Origin of the sequence: Stenotrophomonas sp. 278, assembly GCF_003935715.1 — a bacterium.
Lineage (GTDB): Bacteria > Pseudomonadota > Gammaproteobacteria > Xanthomonadales > Xanthomonadaceae > Stenotrophomonas > Stenotrophomonas maltophilia_AH.
Window position 1 is genome coordinate 44,705 of the sequence record NZ_RHPP01000007.1, and the last position, 18,092, is coordinate 62,796.

Sequence of the window (18,092 nt, forward strand, 5' to 3'; positions counted from 1 at the left end):
CTTACAGGCCCAGCGCCTTGGCCTTGGCAGCGTCGTAATCGGCCTGGGTGATGAGCCCCAGGTCGAGCATTTCCTTGGCCTTCTTGAGCTTGGCCACGGTGTCATCCACCGGCGCGGCGGCCGGCGTGGCCGGCTGCTGCAGGTTGCCCACGCCCATCATGCCGCTGGCCATGCCAATGCCCATCAGGCCGGCGGCACCGCCGTTCTCACCGGCCGACTGGATGCCTTGGGCAACGCTGGCCTGCAGATTGGAATTGCCACGGCTGCCGGCCAGCGCGTCGGCGCGCTGCACGGTCTTGAGCAGTTCGCGGGTGTTGGCGTCGTACTCGATGGAGACGATGGCAGTCTTGACGATGGCCAGGCCCCGGTCGGACTTCCACTGGTAGCCCTGTTCGACCGCCGCCGACAAGCTCTGGGCGAAGCCCAGCGAGTCCTGTTGCAGCTTGGTGATGCGGTTGCCCTTGGCCGGGTCGTTGCTGTACAGGCTGAACGCCGGAGCCAGCGAGCTGACCACTTCATTGAACAGCTGGTTGGCGGCAGCGTTGTCCATGTCGGTGAAGTCGAACACCTTGCCCTGCTGCAGGTAGGCGGCGGGCACGAAGTGCTTCACGAACAGGATGGGGTCTTCGATCTTCAGCGTGTAGGAGCCACGCGTGACCGCGCCAACCTGGGTATTGAGGAAGGCGTCGTCCCAATAGATTTCCGACTGGGTACCGAAGCGGTTGTCGGGCAGTTCTTTCAGCGAAACGAAGAACGCCGCCTGCTGCGCGCCGGGCTGGCCGCCGAACTTGAAGCGCTCCCAGCTCTGCTTGATCAGCGGGGTGACAAGGCCGTCGCCGGCGAAGATGGACTGCGAATTCAGGTCGTCCGAGCGCCACTCGTAGCCGCCGGCCTCGGCGACAAAGGCGGTGATCGCCCCGTCCTGCATGAGCAGCAGGCCGTACCCTTCGGGCACGACGATCTTCGAGCCGTTGCTGATGATGTTGGACGAGCTGCTGGTGTTGGAGCCGCGGCCGGCATTGGTGCCGCGCGGGACGGCGGCGAACAGCGCGGCCGTGGACGGCAGGCCGTTGGGCACCGTGTAGAAATCCTTCCACTGGTCGGCCAGAACACCGCCGACTGCACCCTTTACCGCCTGGATCAGACCCATGACCGTTCCTTGTGATTGCTGGATGGCCGGACTATAGCAGGCAGGTGGGGTGGGGATGGGGACTCTGGGTTCCGGGGCGCTTGGGGCGGTCGGGGGTAGAGTCGGTCGATAGACGACTGCCGTGGACGGTGCAACGTTCTTTGACGCATGACGTTGGATCGAGGTGGATGCCGGCGCTGCGCCGGCATCTCTGTTTCGTTCGATTGCAATGCGTTACCGGGCGTTGGGGATTTCAGGGCAGTCGTCTTGCGACCGACTCTACCCGGATACGTTTCGTGGTCATTCGATAATCGGAGCGTTTCTACCTCCGGATCGATCAGCCCGGCAGGGTGCACTTCATCTTGCCGTCTACGTAGTACGGCTTCGGCACATCCGGGTTTTCGCTGGTCTTCTCGAACACCACCTCGAACGACTTGGCGTCGGCAGTGCCCTTGCGCTCGGTGCAGGCATCCTGCAGCTTCTTCTTTACCGCGGTAATGCCCGCGTCACGATTGGCCCCTTCGGCGCTGTTGGTCAGGTTGACGGCTTCGGCGAAGGCCAGCGGGCTGGCACCCAGCAGACAGGCGGCGAACAGGGCGGCGTGCAGCTTTTTCATGCTTACTCCTTGCAATGCGGATAAGGCGCGTGAATTCCGGCGCGGGCACAGCATAGGCAAGTGGCGTTAAGGTTCCGTGGCGGGCGCGGCGCAGGCGCTATCATCTTGTGCTGTGTCGTCGTATCCGGAAGTTGCTTGTGACCCAGCCCATGCCCGTGGACCGCATCAGCCTTACCACGCTGCGTCTGTTCGTGGCGGTGGTGGAGGAAGGCTCGCTGTCCAAGGCGGCCGAACGCGAATCCATTGCCACGTCGGCCGCCAGCCGGCGCTTGAACGACCTGGAAAGCGGCCTGGATGTCGTGCTGTTCACCCGCAACAGCCGCGGCATGCAGCTCACGCTGGCCGGCGAAAGCCTGCTGCAGCACGCGCGCCGCATGCTGCTGGCGGCTTCGGCGTTATCCAGCGAGTTGCTGGAGTACCGGCGGGGTATCCGGGGGCACATCCGCATGCTGGCCAACCTCTCGGCCATCGTGGCGTACCTGCCGGAAGCGCTGGAGGCGTTTTTCCTGGAACACCCGGACCTGCGCATCGAACTGGAAGAACGGCCCACGCCGGGTGTGGTGCGCGGCATCCAGGAAGGCTGGGCGGAAATCGGCGTCTGTTCCGGCGACAGTGAGCTGGGTGACCTGGCGGTGCTGCCGTTCCGGCGCGACCGGCTGGTGATGCTGATGCGCCCGGACCATCCACTTGCCGGGCAGGGCCCGATTGCATTCGCCGACACGCTGCCGTACGACCAGGTGGCGCTGCACGCGGAAAGCTCGATCTTCACTCGATCGCAGATTGCCGCACGTGATGCAGGGCGCTCGCTGCGGCGACGCATCCATGTGCCGGGCTTCGACGCCATCTGTCGCACGGTGCAGGCGGGCCTGGGCATCGGGCTGGTGCCCGAGCCGGTGTTCGAGTTGTTCGGTCGCTCGATGAAGCTGCACTTCGAACCACTCACCGACACCTGGGCGGAAAGAGAGCTGAAACTGGTCTACCGCAACGGACGCGCCCTCTCCACGGCCGCGCAGCAGCTGCTGGACCATCTTCGACCAAAGGATTAGGCGTTCGCCAAACGCGAACGCCGTTTCGCGAATGAGGTCTGGCGCAACCGTGTGAAGGCTGGCTACCCTGCGCTGCATTGTCGCAGGAGGGAGTCAGGATGCCAGGTCCGTTGCAGGGCATTCGTGTTGTTGAATTCGGGACGCTGATTGCCGCGCCGTTCGCCGCGCGCCTGTTTGCCGAATTCGGAGCCGAAGTGATCAAGGTGGAGTCGCCGGAAGGGGGCGACCCGCTGCGCAAGTGGCGCAAGCTGCATGGCGACACCTCGCTGTGGTGGTCGCTGCAGGCGCGCAACAAGAAATCCGTGGTGCTGGACCTGAAGTCTGCTGACGGGGCCGATGCGGCACGCCAGCTGGCCGCCAGCGCCGACGTGGTGATCGAAAACTTCCGCCCCGGCGGCCTGGAAAAGCTGGGATTGGGCTGGGACGCGCTGTCGGCGATGAACCCGAACCTGATCATGGTGCGCATCTCGGGTTACGGCCAGACCGGCCCCTACCGCGACCGCCCCGGTTTCGGCGCGATTGGCGAAGCCATGGGCGGCATCCGTTACACCACCGGTGACCCGAGCACGCCGCCGGCGCGCGTGGGTGTCAGCCTGGGCGACTCACTGGCCTCGCTGCACGGCGTGATGGGCGCGCTGATGGCGCTGCTGCGGGTGAAAACCGGGCAGGGCGGCGGCCAGGTGGTGGACGTTTCGCTGGTTGAAAGCGTGTTCAACCTGATGGAAAGCCTGGTGCCGGAATATGCGATGTTCGGCGAGGTGCGTGAGCGCACCGGCGGTGCATTGCCGGGCATCAGTCCTTCCAATACGTATCCCACCGCAGATGGTGCGTTCGTGGTTATCGCGGGCAACAGCGACCCGATCTTCCGGCGCCTGATGCGCGCCATTGGCCGTGATGACCTGGCCGACGATCCCGCGCTGGCCCGAAATCCCGGTCGTGTAGCGCGCAATGCGGAACTGGATGCGGCGATCACCCACTGGACCAGCGGCCGCAACATTGATGCCGTGCTGGAAGCGCTGGACCTGGCCGATGTGCCGGCCGGGCGCATCTACTCCGCTGCCGACATCGTCGCCGACCCGCATTACCAGGCGCGCGGCATGTTGTTGAACACCACATTGCCTGACGGACAGCCGATCACCCTGCCAGGCATCGTGCCCACGCTTTCGGAAACCCCCGGCGAAATGCGCTGGACCGGGCCGGCGCTGGGCGAACACACCGCGCAGGTGCTTACCGATCTCGGCCTGGCTGCCGATGCGATCGCCCGGATCACGGCGAGGGAGAAGTAAACATGACTACAACCCGTCCCTTGGTCGTGCAGGAAGTCTGCCTGCGCGACGGGCTGCAGATCGAACCGGTGTTCGTGCCGACCGCCGAGAAGATCCGCTTGGGCAATGCCTTCGGCGAACTGGGTTTTGCACGTGTCGAGGTGAGCAGTTTCGTCTCGCCGAAGGCCGTCCCGGCGCTGGCCGATGCCGCCGAGGTGTTCGCGGGCCTGCAGCGTGCCGCTGGCACGGTGTATGTCGCGTTGGTGCCGAACCTGAAAGGCGCGGAGCGTGCGCTGGCAGCCGGTGCCGATGAACTGAACCTGGTCATGTCGGCGGGCGAAACCCACAACCTGGCCAACATGCGCATGACCGCTGAGCAGAGCTTTGCCGGCTTCGTGCAGATCGCCGCGCTGAACAACAGTTCCAAGCTGCTCAACGGCACGGTGGCCACCGCATTTGGTTGCCCATTCGAAGGGGCGCAGGCACCGGCAAAGGTGCTGGACATCATGCGCCGGTATCTGGATCTGGGCTGCGCAGGGATCACCCTGGCTGACACCACCGGCATGGCCAATCCGCGCCAGGTGGCACGACTGGTCGAGCAGGCGCTGGAATTGGTGTCGCCGGCACGGCTGACCCTGCATTTCCATGACACGCGCGGGCTCGGCCTGGCCAACGTGGTGGCGGCGTATGACGCCGGTGCGCAGCGTTTCGATGCCTCGCTGGGGGGACTGGGCGGGTGCCCGTTCGCGCCGGGGGCGTCCGGCAACATCTGTACTGAAGACCTGGTGGCCATGTGCGAGGAGATGGGCATCCCCACTGGTCTGGATCTGCTGCGGCTGATCGAACTCTCAAAAACGCTGCCGGCACTGGTCGGCCACGAAACCTCCGGCCAGGTCGCCAAGGCCGGCCGGGTAGGCGACCTGCATCCGGCTCCGCCGGGCCTGCGCGCCGCCTGATCATTCCGCGCGCCGGTGCAGGTTGCGCCGGCGTGCGCTTCAACCAGCTTTGTATTCCTGGGAGGGAATCATGCACGAGTGGTTTGTGCTGGCGAACGCCATGTTCGCCATTCTGTTGATCGTTCTGCTGATCATCTATTTCAAGGTCAACCCGATGATCGCGCTGGTCGCCGGGCCGCTGTACCTGGGCCTGAGCTCCGGGCTGGGCTTTGCCGAGACCATCAAGGCCATCACCGAAGGGTTTGGCGATCTGATGGGCAAGATCGGCCTGCTGATCGGCTTCGGGGTGATGATCGGGGCGTTCCTGCATCGAATGGGCGCGTTCCAGCAGGTGGTGCGGCTGCTGGTGAAGACCTTCAAGCCCAGGCAGATGCCGTACGCGTTCGCGACCATCCTGACGGTGATCTTCCCGCCGATCTACACCGACGTGCTGCTGCTGATGTCCGCGCCGCTGGCACGGGCAACGGCGCGTCGCATGGGGGGCGATGCGCTGCCGAAGATGGCCGCGGCGGTGGGTGTGGGCATCTACATGGCGCTGACCATGGTGGTGCCGGGCGTGGCCGCGCTGGCGCTGTCGGCGGTGCTCGACGTGGAACTGGGCACCATGCTGCTGGTGGGGCTGGCGATTGCCATTCCGACCGTGTTCCTGACTCTGTGGGGCTTCCACTGGCTGCTGCATCGCGGCTTCTGGAAGCCGGAAACCGACGAACTGCCGGAAGAGGAACAGCCGGCGGTGATTGCCGCTGATGCAACCGCTGAAGGCAACGCGGTGCCGCTGAAGCTCTCGCTGCTGCCGATCATCGTGCCGATGCTGATGATCGCGCTGGGTGCGGTGGATCGCGTGATGGGCTGGGATGCGCCGGTGCTGGAAGCCATTGGCAATTCCACCTTTGCATTGTTCTGCGGCCTGGCGCTGGCCTTCTTCATTGCCCGCTTCACGATTCCGGCGAAGGACCGCAGCGGCGCGGTGACCGATGCGTTCAAGGAAAGCGGCCAGATCCTGCTGCTGACCGGGGTCGCCGGCTCCCTGTCTGCGGTGGTGGCGACGACTGGCATGGGCGACATCCTGTCGGGCTACTTCACTGCCAACACTGCGGCACCGCTGCTGCTGGTGTGGCTGGTGGCGGCGATTCTGCACATTGCGATCGGCTCGGTCTCGGCCTCGGCGATCACCGCGGCCAGCCTGCTGGCACCGGCCCTGCATTCGCTGGACGTTCCGCCAGTGCTGGTGGCGCTGGCCGCCGGTTCGGGCTCGTTGTTCCTGGTGCACGTCACCAGCAATACCTTCTGGCTGATGCAGACCACGATGGGCATGACCCTGCGTGGCACGTTGAAGACGCTGAGCCTGCCGTTGTCGATGGCTTCGGTGGTGTCGCTGGTGCTGATCCTCATTGCCAGCGCGATCTTCTAAGGAGTTCAAACATGCGTAACGTACAGATTTCGTTGCTGGCGGCTGCGTGCCTGGCCAGTGGCACGGCGCTGGCCGAAGATGCGCCGCAGGGCTTCTTCAAAGGGGCCGAGGTTGACCTGACCGCCACCAATTTCTACTACAACCGCGATTTCCGCAGCGGCAGCGGGCAGGGTAAGCGCGAGGAATGGGCGCAGGGTCTGATGATTGACGCCCGCAGCGGCTACACGCCCGGTGTGGTGGGTTTCGGCCTGGACCTGTTGGGGCTGGGCGACCTGAAGCTGGACGGCAGTGATGCCGAGGTCGGCACCGGCATCCTGCCGTATGACGAAGACGGTGCGCGCACCACCTTCGGGCGCGTGGCGATCACCGGCAAGGCCAAGGCCGGTCCGGCTGAGCTGCGGGTGGGCAGTCACATCACCTCCGACCTGACCTTGAAGTCGAACACCAGCCGTCTGCTGCCGCAGACCTTCGAAGGCGCATCGCTCGGGGCCGCCTTCAGCAATGGGCTGGAGCTGGGTTACAAGCGCTTTGACCGCAGCTGGTACCGGGATGGCGTGGATCGGGTGCATCTGACCATCACCAACAAGGATCGTCGCTTCAGCGGAACGCCGGACTCGGATCATCTGGACCTGTTCGCCGCTGGCTGGAAGGTCAACGACCAGTTGAAGCTGCGGATCGAACATGCGGAACTGCAGGACATCTACCGCCAGCAGGTGGCCTCGGTGGCGTATCGCCAGCCATTGCCAATCGGTCGCCTCGACACCGAGCTGCGCTACTACGTCTCCGACGATGTGGGGCAGGCCCTGGCGGGTGTGGTCGACAACCGCGCGGTGAACGCGCTGGTGGCGTGGAACGTGAACGGCCAGGAATTCGCAGTTGCCTATCAGGACATGAGCGGCGACAGCGCGATGCCTTTCGTCGGTGGCACGGATGGCAATGTGTTCAACTGGACCTTCATCAACGATTTCATGGAGCGCGACGAGCGCAGCTGGCAGGCGCGTTATCAGTTGGATGGCAAGCGCATCGGGGTTCCGGGTCTGAAGTTCCTCGTGCGCTACGTGAAGGGTGACAATGCGCGCCCGAACACTTTTGCAGGTGAAGGCAGGCAGTGGCAGCGCGATTTCGAGATCGGCTACACCTTCCAGAGCGAGGCGCTGAAGGACTTCTCGATTCGTTGGCGGAATGGGTTCTTCCGTTCGAACTATCAGCGCGATGCCGAGGAGAACCGCTTTATGCTGGTGTATTCCACGTCGCTTTGACGTGGGGCTCGCGCCTCCGTAGAGCGGGGCTTGCCCCGCTGCTTTTCGCGATGCCGCCGAAAGCAGCCGGGCAAGCCCGGCTCTACAACACCGCCGCGCCCCAAGTATGTCGGTGTGCGCCAACACGGTCGCGCCCGAAGCATGTGTCAATCATTTGACACATGGAGTGGCGACCGCGGTTTATACTCGGATCGTCTGTAGCAAATGGAAGTGACATGAACGACCCTACACGGAAGGAGGGCGCGTCCGTTGACGCAGCCGCGCGCAACGCCGCCGACGTAGCCTTCGATCCGACCTACACCTCCTCCAACGTCGAAGTGCATGGCAAGGCCGGTCGCACTTCGGTCAGCGCCACGCCTGGCGACGGCGGCCTCAAGGTCACCCAGGAAGCGCGCCAGCAAGGCGCAGGTCCAGCAGGGGGACCATTCCGTGCCACCACGCTGGGTGCAAGTGAACGCACAGCCGATGGCCGGGTGAGTTACCAGCTGGAGATGGAGACCGTTGCCGGTCAGCGCCAGAAGAGCGGCATCGGCGAATCGACCCAGACTGAAGGCCTGCGTGGTCGTTACCGGGTGAGCCTGCCCGAGGGCAATGGCTCCGATCCGACCCGAATCAACCCGTTCGATCCGCAGACGATCCCCAAGGGGGGAAGTGTCACGCTGGACGCGCAGTCGTTCAGTGGCACCGCGATGTCCGGCACGTTCCGCCACATCGCCGCCGAGCACAAGCTGACCGAAGCCGAAGGTGCCAGCTTCCGCGTGGATCGGCTGGATGACGGCCGGGTGCGCGTCACCACCGGCCCCAACCAGGCCGTGGAAGCGTTCAATGGGCTCGGCTTCTCGGCCAGGGGCGTGACCGCGATCGCGGGGCGGCAGGATGCGCTGGGCCAATCCAGCGTACGTACCGCCACTTTTGAACTGGGTGATGCGGACGGTCGCACGGCCTATCAGCAGTTCGTGGCCAATGGCTCGCTTGACGCGAACACACCCGGCATGACGGACGTGGCCACGGTGGAGCGGTTGGGCATGAGTTCGCAGGCGCGCCTGAAGGTGGACGTGGGTTCCGCGTTTGGGGTCGATCTGGCCGGCGCGCGCAACAGTGGCGATGTCACCCAGGTGCGCCGCGACGATGGCAGCTACACAGAACTGCGCAACGTGCACTACAGCGGCAACCTGCCGGTGACCCGGGTCAGTGCCTATGGTAGCGACGGTCAGGAGCTCCGCGACCAACGCCGCTACGAGTTCACCTTTGACCTGCGTGAGCATGAGCAGGGTGAGCAGGTCGCCGGCCTGCTCAATGCCGCGCTGTCGGGTGATACCAGTCGTGCGCTGCGAGGTCCGGTCCGCGAAGGCGAGATCAACACGGTCAGCTTCACTGAAGACCAGATGCGCGCGATGATGGAACGCACCCAGCAGATGGTGCGGGACAGCCCGAATCTCGACACGCGCTGGCACCTGCTGGCCGAAGACGGACGTGGCGCTGCGCAGACCGACGTGGATGCCTTCGCGGCATCGTTGGCGCGCAACCAGGGTCAATCCGAATATGGCATGGCCGAGAAGATGTTCCGGATTGCCACTGCGGACAAGCAGGTGGGCGCGCAGAAGATCGACGCCACGGTGGACGGCGCGCACCTGCGTGACCTTCCGCCTCCCTCACCTCTGCTGCCGGCGAATGATCCGCGCCAGGCCAGCAGTGCTGATCATCCATTGTGGCTGCAAAGCCATGGGGCGGTGAATCGTCTGGATGCTGCCATGGGGCGTGAGCCGGACCAAAGCAGTGAACGCCTGGGCATGGCGCTGCTGGTGGCCGCGAAGGACAAAGGCATGTGCCGCATTGATGAGGCCGTGCTGAGTGAAGATGCGCGATACGCGTTCGCGGTGCAGGGGCAGCCGCATGCGGCCGACCGACAGATTGCGCGAACCGAAACCGCGCAGGCGGTAGCGACGCCTGTCGAGAAGCAGCTTGAGACACTGGAGAGCGTGAATCAGCGGATTGCGGACAGTGTGCAGAGCCAGCAGCAGGAGCAGGTGCAGGAGCAGGTGGTGTCGCGTTCAATGGGCCGCTGACACCTTCCGTGCTGACGCGCATGGCGCGTCACTACCGGTGGTGAAGCAGAAGGGGTCGCGCGAGCGACCCCTTCTGATTACAGATCAGCGCACGCGGTCCAGGAACTGGCGGTGGCGTTCGTACTGGTCCAGCACATCGTGGATCAGCTGCACCTGGGTCCAGCCCATCACGTCGTAGTCCTGGCCGCCCTCGCGCAGATAGACCTCGGCACGGTAGTACTGGGTGCCTTCCTTTACCGGCCGGCGCGGGTCCTGCAGGGCGAAGGTGGGTGCCGCATAGGGTTGCGGCCTCACGCTGTAGAAGAAGTCCATTTCCTCACCGTGGCCGACCTGCAGCCACGCGCGACCGTCCTCGCCATGGGTGACCTGCACCGGCAGGTCCTGCTTGCGCAGCTCCGCCGCCACGTCCTCCAGGGCTGGCACCACTTTCTGCTGGATGAAGCCAGTAACTTCAACCTTGAGCGGGTTATGCGCCAGCAGCTTCAAGCGCTGCTTCCAGTCGTCGCTCGTGCCCGGCAGGATGCGCGCGTCACGCAGGATGGAGCGCTTGGTGGCGTCCAGGTGCATCGCCTTGAGCAGGCCCCAGCACATCAGGATCATCACGACGGTGAAGGGCAGGGCGCTGGCAATGGTGGCCGCCTGCAGCGATTCCAGGCCACCGGCGATGAGCAGGGCGATGGCCAATGCACCGACCAGCAGCGCCCAGAAGATCCGCTGCCACAGCGGTGATTCCTCCTCGCCCTTGGAGGTCAGCATGTCGATCACCAGTGCGCCCGAGTCGGCCGAGGTGATGAAGAACAAGGCCACCAGCGCCACCGCCAGCGACGAGGTCAACATGGTCAGCGGCAGGTGGCCCAGGAACTCGAACAGGGCGATGGAGCTGTCATTGGATACGGCTTGAACCAGCTCATGGAATCCGTCTGCTCTGACCATATGCAGGGCCGTGTTGCCGTAGATGGTCATCCACAGGAAGGTGAAGCCCAGCGGGACCAGCAGCACGCCCACTACGAATTCACGCACGGTACGGCCGCGCGAGATGCGGGCGATGAACATGCCGACGAACGGCGACCAGGCAATCCACCAGCCCCAGTAGAACAGGGTCCAGCCACCCAGCCAGCCGGTCGGCTCGTAGGCGTACAGATTGAAGGTCATCGAGAACAGTTGCGACACGTACATCCCGGTGTTCTGCACCAGGGTCTGCATCAGGTGTGCGGTGGGACCGCAGACCAGCACGAACGCAAGCAGGGCCGCCGCCAGGATCATGTTCAGCTCGGACAGCCGACGCACACCGCTGTCCAGGCCCGCCACCACCGAGCCGGTGGCAACAAGGGTGATCGTGATGATCAGCCCGACCTGCACCAGCGTGCTGACTTCCCAGCCGAACAGGTAGTTCAGGCCGGCATTGATCTGCATGACGCCCAGGCCCAGCGAGGTGGCCAGGCCGAAGATGGTGCCCAGTGCGGCGAACGTGTCCACGGTGTGGCCGATCGGGCCGTGGATGCGCTCTCCGATCAGCGGGTACAGTGCGGAGCGAACCCGCAGCGGCAGATTGTGCCGGTACGCGAAATACGCCAGTGACAGCGCCACCACGGCGTAGATCGCCCAGGCGTGGATGCCCCAGTGGAAGAAGGTGATGCGCATGGCCTGCTTGGCCGCGGCCGCAGATTCAGGCGTGCCGACGGGCGGCGTGGCAAAGTGCATGATCGGTTCGGCAACGCCGAAGAACATCAGGCCGATGCCCATGCCGGCGGCAAACAGCATCGCGAACCAGCTGCCATAGCTGTAGTCGGGAGTGCTGTGGTCCGGTCCAAGCTTGATGTGGCCAAAACGGCTCAGCGCGATGCCGACCACGAAAACCAGGAAGCCGGCCACCGAAAGAATGGTGAACCAGCCGGCATCATTGGCCGCCCAGGTCTTGGCGGCGGTGAACCAGCGCGTGGCCAGGTCGGGGGCGAACGCTGCCAGTGCAAGCAGTGCAATGACGATGGTCGCGGTGGGAATGAACACCTGCGGAAGAATCCGCTGGCGAACGGGGGGATGGTGCGGAGCGGTGCTCTGCATGGGTTCCTCCGTGGAAACGAGTCGGGTGGTGAGCGTCCTTCAGACAGTCAGAAGTAGAAGCCGATGTTGACGTTCAGGCGTGAGTGCCACTGCGAGGGGCCGCCGTTGTCGATGCCAATGCCTTCGCCGCCGGCGAACCACATGTCCTTGCCGGCAATCCAGTCGACGTAGGTCAGCATGATGCCCTTGGCAAAGCTGCAGCCGGTGACGTTCTGCCACGAATCGCGCACGCCGGCGCTGTGGCCGACCGGGCGGGTCATGCTGAGGTTGTTGTAGCAGGTCACATCATCAAGCAGGCGGTTCTCGCCGAACGAGTACGCCAGGTTGGCGCTGGGCACGTCGGCCTGGGCGGCAATCTCGAATGGGGCATCGAACGCGGAAAGCGCAATGCGCCGTTCGGGAATGTCGTAGCGGTAGCGTGCCCACTGCAGCTGCGCGGTCCAACCATCGCGCTTCCATTGCGCATGCACGGCAGCGCCCTGGTGTCCGTAGTGGTGGCGGGTTTGGGTGTTCTGCACCTTGCCGGCAAACGCCGAGCCGCCGAGCAGCAAGTCGCCTCCAGCCCAGTCCATGGCCTGTTCCACGCGCGCATGGACACGACCGCGCTCACGATAGGGAAGGGCGTCGGTCTGCGCCACGTCGAACGAATAACGGTCGTAGCGCGCGCCGCTGCCATATTCGTCACCGGTGAAGTAGCCGGCGTGCCAGGTGGTGTTGCCGCGCTGGTGAGTGAATACCACGCCCGGGTCATAGTCGTCCTCGATCCCGAGGTAGTAGCCGGAGCCGAACCAGAAGCTCTGCGAGACCGTCGGCAGCAGGCCGAAGGGCACCTGCTGGATACCCACCTTCACATTGGTGTTGTTGTTGAACTTCGCACCGACGTAGGCGTGGTGAACGGCGTCAAAGCCGTCATACCAGCGGTACTGCGCCGAGAAGAACATCGGACCGCTGCCACCCTTCACGTCAGCACGCAGCAGTTCAAGCTGCAGGCGACTGGTGGGACCGTAGTCGAGCCAGCCATAGTTGAATCGCACTGCGCCACCGACATCGAAGTACGGCTCAGCGTCGTTGTTTGCGGATGTTTCAGCAGCTGAAACCGCAGGCGTAAAGCCCGATATGGCTGCCGCCACAAGATAGGGAAATGCTCGCACGATTGCGTCCCTTGCCTCCATTTTGCGAATGAAAGCGATCAAGTTTAGCCTCATTCATGTGATGGGTTCAAACACATGGGGCTGTTTTCAGCTGATTTCGCGCAGTATTCCGCCAGATTTTCACCATCCTCTCGCGCATTCAGCTGTCACACTGCTGTGCATGATCGATCTGCACAGAACACGTCAACGCCTGGCCGCGCTGGTGATGACAGAGGCGTGGCGTCGTCGTGCGGCGTTGTGGGGCGGGGCGGTTGCGGTGGCGCTGATCGCCATTCTGTTTGCGAAGGCCAGCGACGCCGCATTTCACCTGTTTCAGCGGATCATTGCGCATTCACCGTACTGGGCACTGCTGCTCACGCCTGGAATTTTCGCGTTGCTGGCGTGGTTGACCGCCGGTGCGCTGCGGCCCACTCGAGGCAGCGGCATTCCCCAGGTGATCGCCGCGTTGGACAACCCGGATGAGGAGTTCCGGCGCACCAATCTTTCGCCCGCGGTATCGGCGGGCAAGCTGCTGCTTACCTCGCTGTCGCTGCTGGGTGGGGCGTCGGTGGGACGCGAAGGGCCCACGGTGCATGTGGGTGCAAGCCTGATGTATCTGTTCGGACGCTGGTTCGGGTTTCGTGATCCGCGTGAGCTGTCGCATTTTCTGTTGGCCGGTGGTGCGGCGGGCATTGCCGCTGCGTTCAACACACCGCTGGCAGGGATTGTGTTCGCGATTGAAGAGTTGAGCGGGCGGTTCGAGCATCGTTTTTCGGGAACGTTGCTCACTGCTGTGATCGTCGGTGGTGTTGTTTCGTTAGGGTTGCTCGGCAACTACACCTACTTTGGTCACGTCAGCGCGCGGTTGCCGCTCGGGCAGGGCTGGGCGGCGATTCTGTTGTGCGGCGTGGTAGCGGGGCTTATGGGGGGCTTGTTCGCCAAGGCCGTACTGCTCAGCGTTTCGGGTCGCCCGCGCTGGCTTGGACATTTCCGCCAGAAGCATCCGGTGCTGCTGGCGGCCGGCTGTGGCCTGGTCGTGGTGCTGCTGGCACTCGTGTTCGGCGAAGGGGCGTTCGGCACCGGCTACGAACAGGCCCGCAGCCTGGTGCAGGGGCAGGCCGTGGTCGGCCACGAATTCGGGTTGATGAAGCTGCTGGCCAATCTGGCGTCCTACATTGCGGGTATTCCCGGCGGCCTGTTCTCGCCGGCACTGGCGGTCGGCGCAGGACTGGGGCACAACCTGGCGGTGCTGATGCCGGCTGTTGATCCGCGCGCCTTCGTGCTGCTGGGTATGTGCGCCTATCTTACCGGCGTCACCCAGGCTCCGCTGACCTCGGCGGTGATCTCGCTGGAACTGACCGACAGCGGCGATCTCCTGCTGCCGATCCTGGCCACCGTGCTGATCGCCCGCGGTGTCTCCGGCCTGGTCTGCAAGGTACCCATCTATCGTGGCCTGGCCGACCAGCTGACCCCCAGCGCCGCGGACCCTTCACGACCGCACTGACCCCGTAGAGCCGGGCTTGCCCGGCTGCTCTTCGCAGGATAACTATACAGGACATCCGGTATACTATTGCCATGAACCCCATGACGAAAGCCCGCCGCTGGCTCCTCCTGCTCACCGTCGCCGGCGGCCTTCTGCTGGTCACCCTCGACAACTCCGTCCTGTACACGGCCCTGCCCACGCTGACCGGAGCCCTGGGTGCCAGTCCAAGCGAATCGCTCTGGATTATCAACGCCTATCCGCTGGTGATGGCCGGCCTGCTGCTCGGCGCAGGCACATTGGGTGACCGCATCGGCCACCGCCACATGTTCCTGATCGGCCAGGTGCTGTTCGGCGTAGCCTCACTGGCCGCGGCGTTCTCGTCGACGCCGGAACAGTTGATTGCGGCGCGCGCGTTACTTGCTGTAGGCGCAGCCGCGATGATGCCGGCCACCCTGGCTCTGATTGGCCTCAGCTTCACGGACTCGCGCGAGCGCAACCTTGCCATTGCGATCTGGGGTTCGGTGGCGCTGATCGGTGCGGCGCTCGGGCCCATCATCGGTGGTCTGCTGCTGCAGCACTTCTGGTGGGGCGCGGTGTTCCTGATCAATGTGCCAGTGGTGCTGCTGACGTTCCCGGCCACGCTGCTGCTGGCTCCGGAAGGCCAGCGCGATACCACGCGGCCCTGGGACCTCGTTTCCTCGTTGCTGGCGCTGGTGACGCTGTCCGGATTGGTGCTGGCAATCAAGTCGCTGATCGCCACGCCGGCCTCGCTTGCGACCGGCGGCATTGCCTTCGCGGTTGCCGCACTCGGTGCGTGGGCCTTTGTGCGCCGTCAGCGGCAGTTGCCGTACCCGCTGCTGGACTTTGGCATTTTCCACAATCCGACTTTCCTGGCCGGTACGTTGTCGGCCATCGTCACGCTGTTCGCGTTGGCGGGACTGCAGCTTCTGACCACGCAGCGGTTCCAGTTGGTGGCAGGATTCACCCCGCTCAATGCCGGCCTGCTGGTATCGGTGGCCGCGTTGGGCGCGCTGCCCAGTGCGCTGCTTGGCGGCGGGTTCCTGCACCGGGTGGGTTACCGGCCGCTGATCAGCGGCGGCCTGGCCTGCGCAGCCGCCGGCGTTACGCTGGTTGCGCTTGGATTCCAGCACGGGCTGCAGTGGGTGATTGCGGGCATGGCGCTTACCGGAGTGGGCACCGGTGCGGCGATCTCCGTCGCATCCACTGCGATCATCAGCAACGTGCCGCCGCACCGCGTCGGCATGGCGTCGTCGGTGGAGGAAGTGGCGTATGAGTTCGGCGGTCTGTTTGCCGTGGCGGTGCTTGGAAGCCTGAGTGCCGCGCTCTACAGCCTGAGCCTGCCGGCCGACCTGGCCATTCCCGAAGCGGCGCGACAGGGCCTGGTGCAGGCGCTGGACGTCGCACGGGCCGCGGGTGATCCGAGCTGGGTTGACGCGGCGAAAGGTGCCTACGACACCAGCTATCGGTGGGGCGTGTGGCTGATCGTCGGTGTCCTGGCGGTGGGCGCAGCGGCCACGGCGCGACTGCTGCGCGGAGCCGCCGGGCGTCCCGCCGCCGGCATGAATCCCGTACATTGAGCGCATGAGAACCAGCAACCGCACCCGTATTCTTGAAGCCGCCGTCCGCGTGATCAACCGTGACGGCGTGCGTGCTGTTACCTTCGAATCGGTATCCGCCGAATCCGGGCTGACGCGCGGGGGACTGCTGTATCACTTTCCCTCTCGTGAGGCGCTGCTGCAGGGAATTGATACCCATCTGGTGCAGACCTGGGAAGCGCAGATGGAGGCGCTGGCTGGCAAGCCTGCCGATCAGACCACGCAGCATGAGCGGCACCAGGCCTTCATCCGGGTGTCGGCGATGAGTGCGACCCGGGCGGAGTTGATGTTCATGCTGGAATCCGTGCCACCCGATGCCGAGCGTGCGCCGTGGTCGGATGCGATGGCGCGGTGGGCACCGGGGGTGCCGGAGGTCGGTGATGAAAGGCCGGAAGCGCTGGATGCGTTCGTCGCCCGGCTGGCCGCCGATGGGTTGTGGATCTATGAGGCGATGTATGGCGGGAAGTTGGATGCGGACATGCGTGATCGCGTGGTTGCACGCATCCAGGCGATGTTGGGAGAACGGAGTGATTCCCGATAACTGGATGGACCGGGCATTGGTAGAGGCGGTCGCAAGACGCCTGCCGATAGCATTCATCGGTGCCTTAACGCATGGACCCCGCCGGGCAAGCGCCTCCGTTCATCGTTCATGCCCCACCGGGCGATGCACCGTTATCGGCGGTCGACTGTCGTGCGACCCTACCGGCGACCCGCGCCAACGTATCCCTTCTGCACCTTATCGATGAACGCGTCGCCACGCGCCCGGGCAATGAATTGCCGTCGCCGCCGCCGGCCAACCTGGATTGCGCGATTGGCCGGCGGACGCGCATGGCGCGTCCCTACGGGGCGTCTGCGGATTCTGCGGTGGTGGGGTCGTGGGCGTCGTCGCGTGCCTTCGCCTCTTCCTGCAGGTGCTGGCGCACTTCCGCCGACTGCGCCGCCGTTACCGGGCCGGCCTTGTTGCCGAACTCCTGGCGGACGTAGGTGGCCAGCTGCGCAATCTCCTCATCGCTCAGGCGATCGGCAAACCCGGGCATGCCGAGATTCGACGGGCGCTTGGCCGTAGAGGGCAGCTCGCTGCCGTGCAGCAGCAGGCGGATCACCGAGGTGGGATCGTCCGCCAGCACGGTCGGATTGCCGGCAATCGTCGGGAACACGTCCTTGTAACCCTTGGCATCGGTGCGATGGCAGGCTGCGCAGTTGTCGACAAACAGTTCGGCCCCACGGCTGTCATTGATGCCGGCCTGCAGCTTCTTCGCAGTGGCATCGTTGACCGCATACGACGACGGATCATGCGTCGCCGCCGGCAGCTGCTTCAGGTACGCCGCCATCGCCCGCAGGTCTTCCTCGGTGAGGTGCTGGGTGCTGTGGCGGACTACGTCGGCCATGGGCGTGCCGACCACGGCGGTGTGCGCGTTGCGACCGGTCTGCAGGGTGTCCACGATGTCCTGGGCACTCCAGCGGCCCAGGCCGTCGGCCTCGTTGCCACGCAGGTTCACCGCGTTCCAGCCGTCGATGACCTGACCGCCGCTCAGGTAGGCCTCACCGGACTCGTCCAGCGCCTTTTCCTGCAGCGCGAAGCCGCGTGGGGTGTGGCAGCTGCCACAGTGGCCCAGGCCCTGCACCAGGTAAGCACCACGCGCCAGCAGCGGGTCGCTGTACTTGTTGGCATCAAATGCCACCGCGTCAGCGTCGGGCGCGAAGGTCTTGCGCCAGATCGCCAGCGGCCAGCGCATCGAGAGCGGCCACGGAATCTCCGCCGCCCGGTTGGCTTCGTTCACCGGTGCGATGTCGCCATGCAGGAAGTAGGCATGCAGGGCACGCACGTCGTCGTCGGTGATGCGGGCATACGACGGGTAGGGCATGGCCGGGTACAGCGTGCGGCCTTCCGGGGTGATGCCGTGACGCACGGCGCGGTCGAAGTCATCCAGCGAATAGGCACCAATGCCGGTGGTCTTGTCCGGCGTGATGTTGGTGCTGTAGATGTTGCCCAGCGGCGACGCCACCGGCAGCCCGCCGGCGAACGGCTTGCCGCCAGGGCGGGTATGGCAGGC

General features: G+C 64.9%; 14 protein-coding genes. 9 read left to right on the forward strand and 5 right to left on the reverse strand.

Going from position 1 to position 18,092, the window contains the following annotated elements:
• Position 1: 1 nt before the first annotated feature.
• Both EGJ34_RS02455 and EGJ34_RS02460 read right to left on the reverse strand, forming a co-directional pair.
• A complete protein-coding gene (locus EGJ34_RS02455; RefSeq protein ID WP_125358751.1) occupies positions 2–1,150 on the reverse strand; it encodes an SPFH domain-containing protein in 1,149 nt (382 codons plus the stop codon).
• A 316-nt stretch (positions 1,151–1,466) separates the two neighbouring features.
• Positions 1,467–1,745 carry a hypothetical protein gene (locus tag EGJ34_RS02460; protein WP_125358754.1) on the reverse strand — a complete coding sequence of 93 codons (279 nt, stop codon included), beginning with the start codon at positions 1,743–1,745 and terminating at the stop codon, positions 1,467–1,469.
• 137 nt (positions 1,746–1,882) lie between these two features.
• Here EGJ34_RS02460 and EGJ34_RS02465 point away from each other — a divergent pair, with 137 nt between their 5' ends.
• From EGJ34_RS02465 to EGJ34_RS02490, 6 genes are all read left to right on the forward strand, one after another.
• On the forward strand, positions 1,883–2,791 hold the full coding sequence (locus EGJ34_RS02465; RefSeq protein WP_221740369.1) for a LysR substrate-binding domain-containing protein: 909 nt from the start codon (positions 1,883–1,885) through the stop codon (positions 2,789–2,791).
• A 98-nt stretch (positions 2,792–2,889) separates the two neighbouring features.
• A complete protein-coding gene (locus EGJ34_RS02470; protein ID WP_125358757.1) occupies positions 2,890–4,077 on the forward strand; it encodes a CaiB/BaiF CoA-transferase family protein in 1,188 nt (395 codons plus the stop codon).
• Between the two features lie 2 nt (positions 4,078–4,079).
• The gene (locus tag EGJ34_RS02475; protein ID WP_125358760.1) at positions 4,080–5,012 is read left to right on the forward strand and encodes a hydroxymethylglutaryl-CoA lyase; all 933 of its coding nucleotides are present in this window, start codon (positions 4,080–4,082) and stop codon (positions 5,010–5,012) included.
• 70 nt (positions 5,013–5,082) lie between these two features.
• Positions 5,083–6,423 (forward strand): SLC13 family permease, encoded by a 1,341-nt coding sequence (locus EGJ34_RS02480; RefSeq protein WP_125358763.1) that lies wholly within the window; start codon positions 5,083–5,085, stop codon positions 6,421–6,423.
• An 11-nt stretch (positions 6,424–6,434) separates the two neighbouring features.
• Positions 6,435–7,682 carry an OprD family outer membrane porin gene (locus EGJ34_RS02485; protein WP_125358766.1) on the forward strand — a complete coding sequence of 416 codons (1,248 nt, stop codon included), beginning with the start codon at positions 6,435–6,437 and terminating at the stop codon, positions 7,680–7,682.
• Positions 7,683–7,897: 215 nt separating this feature from the next.
• Entirely contained in the window at positions 7,898–9,748 is a 1,851-nt protein-coding gene (locus EGJ34_RS02490) for an XVIPCD domain-containing protein (protein WP_125358768.1), read from the forward strand.
• Positions 9,749–9,832: 84 nt separating this feature from the next.
• On the opposite strand, the gene betT is transcribed toward EGJ34_RS02490, so the two are convergent.
• A complete protein-coding gene (betT, locus tag EGJ34_RS02495; RefSeq protein WP_125358771.1) occupies positions 9,833–11,809 on the reverse strand; it encodes a choline BCCT transporter BetT in 1,977 nt (658 codons plus the stop codon).
• Positions 11,810–11,856: 47 nt separating this feature from the next.
• Positions 11,857–12,843, reverse strand: coding sequence for a hypothetical protein (locus EGJ34_RS02500; RefSeq protein WP_260476879.1), 987 nt, complete (start codon positions 12,841–12,843; stop codon positions 11,857–11,859).
• Positions 12,844–13,120: 277 nt separating this feature from the next.
• Between EGJ34_RS02500 and EGJ34_RS02505 the strand changes: the two genes are divergently transcribed.
• The 3 genes from EGJ34_RS02505 (at position 13,121) to EGJ34_RS02515 (ending at position 16,579) form a co-directional block, all read left to right on the forward strand.
• Positions 13,121–14,443, forward strand: a complete 1,323-nt coding sequence (locus EGJ34_RS02505; RefSeq protein WP_125358777.1) for a chloride channel protein — start codon at positions 13,121–13,123, stop codon at positions 14,441–14,443.
• Between the two features lie 71 nt (positions 14,444–14,514).
• A complete protein-coding gene (locus EGJ34_RS02510) occupies positions 14,515–16,020 on the forward strand; it encodes an MFS transporter (protein WP_221740370.1) in 1,506 nt (501 codons plus the stop codon).
• 4 nt (positions 16,021–16,024) lie between these two features.
• Complete coding sequence (locus tag EGJ34_RS02515) at positions 16,025–16,579, forward strand: TetR/AcrR family transcriptional regulator (RefSeq protein WP_125358783.1); 555 nt, start codon at positions 16,025–16,027, stop codon at positions 16,577–16,579.
• A 298-nt stretch (positions 16,580–16,877) separates the two neighbouring features.
• On the opposite strand, the gene EGJ34_RS02520 is transcribed toward EGJ34_RS02515, so the two are convergent.
• Positions 16,878–18,092: c-type cytochrome (locus EGJ34_RS02520; RefSeq protein ID WP_125358786.1), on the reverse strand; the 1,215-nt coding region annotated here is incomplete at its 5' end.